Genomic DNA, 4,986 nt, shown 5'->3' with positions numbered 1-4,986 from the left:
TTCCCTATGCTTGGCAAGAGAAAGGGACGGGTTTAAGCTTACCCAGTCAACGCAGTAAGAGGTTAAATGTCGTGGGTTTGATGAATCGAAACAATGACTTATCTGCTTATGTTTTTGAACGCAGTATCACCAGTGCAGTCATTCTCGCTTGTATCGATGACTTTGCTCGTCAATCTACCAAGCCAACAGTGATTGTTATGGATAAAGCCTCTATTCATACCAGTCAACTGATTCAAGAGAAATTAGAGCAGTGGAAGAACCAGCAAGTTGAGATTTTCCAGTTACCCCCTTATAGTCCCCAGTTGAACTTGATTGAAATTTTGTGGCGTTTCATGAAGTATGAGTGGATTGAACTCAATGCATATGAATCTTGGGAAAGTTTAGTCTCTATATGTTGAAAAAGTTCTTCGAGACTTTGGTTCAACTTATGTAATTAATTTTGCTTAGCTACTTAAATGATTAGGCGGCTGGATAGCCAGCATTAATCAGAGCTTCTCGAATTGCCAACTCCGATGCTTGAGTTTCGACAACAATCAGTTTTGTTTTGGTGTTAGCTTGGATTTCTGCATCAGCATCAACATTTTTAATTGCGGTTGTAACTGTATCTACACAGCTAGAACAAGCAAGAGTAGGAGTCTTAAGTTGAATCGTCATGATTTTAAATAACCTCTATTGATTGACTAGAAAGAGAAATTGAATAATCACTTCTCTATCTGAAAACAACTCTACATTCTCTATTCGAGTGGAGAGTCAAGGGGTAAACCCAAAAAAGAGGCAGTGCTAAGCACTGCCTCTTTTTTTGGTTTTTGCATCCATTATTTTGCCTCGATCGCACCGCGAAACATATTCATGCCACAGGCAAACTCATAGTTACCTGCTTTGGGCGGTGTGAATTCGATGGTTGTGGTTTTATTTAATTCTAGATGTTGGGCGATGTGGAAATCAGCGAGTCGTACCTCTTCTAGACAGCTACTAGGATCGCGGCGGAGAAAGTTGAGGCGAACAAGTTGACCAGCATTAACCACAATTCTTGAAGGTTCGTAACCACCATCAACGACGACGGTTATTTCTTGAATGCCAGACTCAGATTCCGCTTTTTTAGACTTAGGCTTGCTGAGGAGAAACCACCAAAGCTCTGCACCGATTAAGCCAGCACCAACCACAGTGACAAGAATTTTGTTGGTTAGTGGTTGATCGATCGCTTTAAATTCTGTAGGTTTACTAGTCTCAGTTTGCATATTGTGATCATCAGGCATTTTCTTAGAAGCGATTGCGCCCGAGATAGCTCCGAATAGAAAGCCAAGTCCAACGAGAGTTCCAAAAAAAGTAGCTTTTTTTAACATGATAGTTTTCCTTGAGTAATGGGCTATTAGTTTTTAGCTTTGGAGTTGAAAAAATAAACAGTTTATGGTCTGCAAAATTATTAGTGTGAAAGCTAAAAGCTAATTGCTAGAAGCTAATCGCTAAGAACTAGCCTTAAAATTCTTCAATCGCAAAGCATTAGTCACCACCGAAACAGAACTAAAAGCCATCGCGCCACCCGCAATCACAGGACTGAGTAGCCAACCGAAGAAGGGAAAGAGAATCCCTGCGGCGATGGGAATGCCTAAGATGTTGTAGATGAACGCGAAGAAGAGATTTTGGCGGATGTTTTGGATCGTGGCGCGGGATAATTGGATGGCGGTGACAATGCCTTGCAAATCGCCTGAAATGAGAGTGATGTCACTAGCCGAGATCGCTACATCCGTACCCGTACCGATCGCGATGCCCACATCTGCTTGAGCGAGAGCAGGAGCATCATTGATGCCATCACCCACCATCGCCACAACCTTACCTTCATTTTGTAAACGCTGAATTTGCGCTGCTTTTTGGTCGGGACGAACTTCGGCAAAGACGCGATCGATGCCCACTTCACGGGCAATTACTTCGGCAGTGCGGCGATTGTCGCCTGTGAGCATGACTACTTCTAAGCCCATGCGTTGTAAGGTGCGAATCGCTTTGACTGAGGAAGGTTTGACTGCATCAGCAATGCCCATTACGCCTTGTGTTTTGCCATTGACCACAATCCAGATAGCAGTATTACCTTTGCTTTCTAAATCCTCCCAATCTGGTTCCAAAGATTTTGTGACAATTCCTAATTCCTGCATCCAGCGATAGGTTCCAATTTGAACTAGATGATCACCGATGTAGCCACGCACGCCACTACCTGCGATCGCCTCAAAATCTTGAACATCGGTTAAATCCACCTTGAGCGCATCAGCATAATGCACGATCGCTTCCGCTAAAGGATGCTCAGAATAGCGTTCCACGGTGGCAACCATGCTTAATAATTCTGAGACTTTCTGGTCTGGCATTCCCTCGGTAGTTACAAAATGAGTCACGCTGGGCTTACCTTGGGTAATCGTGCCTGTTTTATCGAGAACAATTGTTTGCAAATTATGCGCCTGTTCCAAACTATCCGCGCCCTTAATTAGAATTCCATTCTCTGCACCTTTACCAGTTCCCACCATGATCGATGTGGGTGTCGCTAAGCCCAAAGCACAGGGACAGGCAATAATCAGCACGCCAACGGTGGTAATCACAGCGAGAGTAACATTGCCCATGAAGTTGTACCAGACGATAAAAGTGGAAATCGCGATCGCAATTACGATTGGCACAAATACACCCGTCACGCGATCGGCAAGGCGTTGAATCGGAGCCTTAGAGCCTTGGGCTTGCTGCACCAATTTCACAATTTGCGCTAAGAAAGTATCCTTGCCAATGCGGGTAGCCCGAAACTTGAAACTACCAGTTTTATTGATGGTTGCGCCGATCACTTCATCACCGACTTGCTTTTTGACAGCGACACTTTCACCCGTCACCATCGCTTCGTCAATGGTAGAACCTCCTTCAATAATCTCGCCATCAACAGGAATCTTTTCCCCAGGACGCACTAATACCACATCATCAAGTTGCACTTCGGCGATCGCAATATCCATTTCTCGACCATGCCGAATGACTCGCGCTGTTTTCGCTTGCAAACCCATTAACTTTCGCATTGCTTCCGAGGTACTTCCCTTAGCGCGATTCTCAAAGAGTTTGCCGAGTAGAATTAAAGTGATAATCACGGCTGATGCTTCAAAATAAACATCAGCGGTTAAACCCTGTGAGGTAAAAAACTCTGGCTTGATCGTGGCAAAAATAGAATAACCATAGGCGGCTCCCGTACCCGTGGCAACTAGCGTGTCCATTGTAGCGGCGTGACGTTTGAAAGCTTTGGCGGCATTAATATAGAAGGCTGCCCCGCACCAAAATTGCACAGGAATAGTCAAAATCAATTGCAACCAAGAGTTATGCATCCATGCTGGAATGAAGGGTAAGCTCAGTCCTGTCATCATTGGCAAGCCACCAATTACCAGAAATAAACTAATCGCGCTGCCAATAATCACCTTACGATTGAGATCATTCTCTTCTTTGCGTCTTGAGGCTTGTTCTTCGTCATCATCAACTAAGGGATTTTCTTCTTTTAAAACTTGCGAAGAATAACCTGCATCGGCGATCGCCTGTTGAATACGATTCACATCAACGGCTCTAGGGTTATAGGTGACAGTGGCTTGCTCTGCACCAAAGTTGACATTACATAGCTCAACACCTGAGAGATTGCTAATCGCTGTTTCAATGCTATTGGCACAGGAAGCACAACTCATTCCTCGTAACTTCAATGTACTAGTTTCCATGTTTACCTTTTGAAATTCTTATGGAATCAAGAAGTGTCGCGCAAAGCGCGACACTTCTTGATTGGATTGGATATATCATGCATTCTCTAGTGAGGAGGAGAGTCAAGGGGGAAATCAAAATATTTTAAGAGGTGGCACTTAGCGCCACCTCTTAAAATATTTAGCGGATATTACTGTACCAACCTCGCATCTGGTCAATCTCTTGACTTTGCGATCGCAAAACGTTTTGAGCAAGCTTACGCAGTTCTGGGCGATCGCTATCAACGATCATATTGCTCATCATCAAAGCCATCTTGTGATGAGGAATCATCTCGGTTAGAAAGGTCTTGTCAAAATCACTATCTTTAGCAGTTTCCAACTTTTTGAGATCGGTAGACATCATATTGCCCATACCCATCTTGCCCATCCTGTTGCTAAGCATACCTATCATATTGCCCATGCCCATCTTGCCGCCATTCATACCCCTCATGTTTTGATTAGAAGGTTTCATAGAATGGCTAGCCATATCGGGAACATCGGCTTTATACCATTGCTTATACCAATCTCGCATCTGAGTAATTTCGACAACTTGGTCACGTTTGATTGCTGTTGCTAGTTTCAGAACATCAGCATTTTTCGAGCGCTTGAGCGCCAGATCCGCCATCTTCACGGCTCCATCATGGTGGGGAATCATCATCTCAATGAAGTGGCGATCGGCGGCTTCACCAGTCATCATCATCATGTGATTGGGCATACCTTGATTGGGCATCATGGCAGCATTTGTGGCATTGGGGCAAGCTCCTGCATCAAGAGGTCTTGCTGGAACTTGTGTGGTTTGTGCTTGTACTAAGCTTGTCATTGCACTAGTAATTGCGATCGCACCACCAATGACCATACTCGCAATTCCTAGCGATCGAAATTTATAGCTTTTGCGATCGCTGGCATGGGGGGATTCTAGATTAGAGTCTCTAGGTTCTGTTGATTTCATAACTGTTCTCCTAAACTCATATAGCTGTAGCCACTTAAATCAAAATCCAAGAAGCGAGTGGCGGCGCTTCGCACCGCCACTCATCTTCTGGTTTTGTATCCTAACCAAGACTAGCGACAGCTTATATCTCTAGGCTAGTTTAAAAAAATGAACTCAGGATGAAACTCCAGATCAGTTACTCTATTCGTCCATAAAACTTAATTAGGACTTACGCAAGAATCATAGGGATAGAAGGATGTTTAAGTTGAGATCTTAAATAATCAGATAAAAGCGCATATTTAAGTTTGTAGATAGAGTTACCCA

General features: G+C 43.9%; 4 protein-coding genes and 1 pseudogene. 1 reads left to right on the top strand and 4 read right to left on the bottom strand.

What is annotated here, in order from left to right; translation table 11 throughout:
• Nucleotides 1-447 (top strand): annotated as a pseudogene (locus H6F41_RS18360) (IS630 family transposase); the annotation flags it as partial.
• A gap of 12 nt (nt 448-459) precedes the next feature.
• On the opposite strand, the gene H6F41_RS18355 reads toward H6F41_RS18360, so the two are convergent.
• The 4 genes from H6F41_RS18355 to H6F41_RS18340 form a co-directional block, all read right to left on the bottom strand.
• A complete protein-coding gene (locus H6F41_RS18355; RefSeq protein ID WP_190404908.1) occupies nt 460-654 on the bottom strand; it encodes a heavy-metal-associated domain-containing protein in 195 nt (64 codons plus the stop codon).
• Nucleotides 655-815: 161 nt separating this feature from the next.
• Entirely contained in the window at nt 816-1,343 is a 528-nt protein-coding gene (locus tag H6F41_RS18350; RefSeq protein WP_190404907.1) for a cupredoxin domain-containing protein, read from the bottom strand.
• Between the two features lie 120 nt (nt 1,344-1,463).
• Nucleotides 1,464-3,716, bottom strand: a complete 2,253-nt coding sequence (locus H6F41_RS18345; protein ID WP_190404906.1) for a heavy metal translocating P-type ATPase — start codon at nt 3,714-3,716, stop codon at nt 1,464-1,466.
• Nucleotides 3,717-3,876: 160 nt separating this feature from the next.
• On the bottom strand, nt 3,877-4,683 hold the full coding sequence (locus tag H6F41_RS18340) for a DUF305 domain-containing protein (RefSeq protein WP_190404905.1): 807 nt from the start codon (nt 4,681-4,683) through the stop codon (nt 3,877-3,879).
• Between the last annotated feature and the right edge of the window lie 303 nt (nt 4,684-4,986).

It is taken from the genome of Pseudanabaena mucicola FACHB-723 (assembly GCF_014696385.1).
Taxonomy (GTDB): Bacteria; Cyanobacteriota; Cyanobacteriia; order Pseudanabaenales; family Pseudanabaenaceae; genus Pseudanabaena.
Note: the sequence above shows the minus strand (reverse complement) of the source record. Positions and strands in the feature narration are given on the sequence as shown.

Coding starts and splice junctions, on each gene's coding strand:
- H6F41_RS18350 (WP_190404907.1), bottom strand. CDS start 1,343: ATGTTAAAAAAAGCTACTTTTTTTGGAACTCTCGTTGGACTTGGCTTT.
- H6F41_RS18340 (WP_190404905.1), bottom strand. CDS start 4,683: ATGAAATCAACAGAACCTAGAGACTCTAATCTAGAATCCCCCCATGCC.
- H6F41_RS18345 (WP_190404906.1), bottom strand. CDS start 3,716: ATGGAAACTAGTACATTGAAGTTACGAGGAATGAGTTGTGCTTCCTGT.
- H6F41_RS18355 (WP_190404908.1), bottom strand. CDS start 654: ATGACGATTCAACTTAAGACTCCTACTCTTGCTTGTTCTAGCTGTGTA.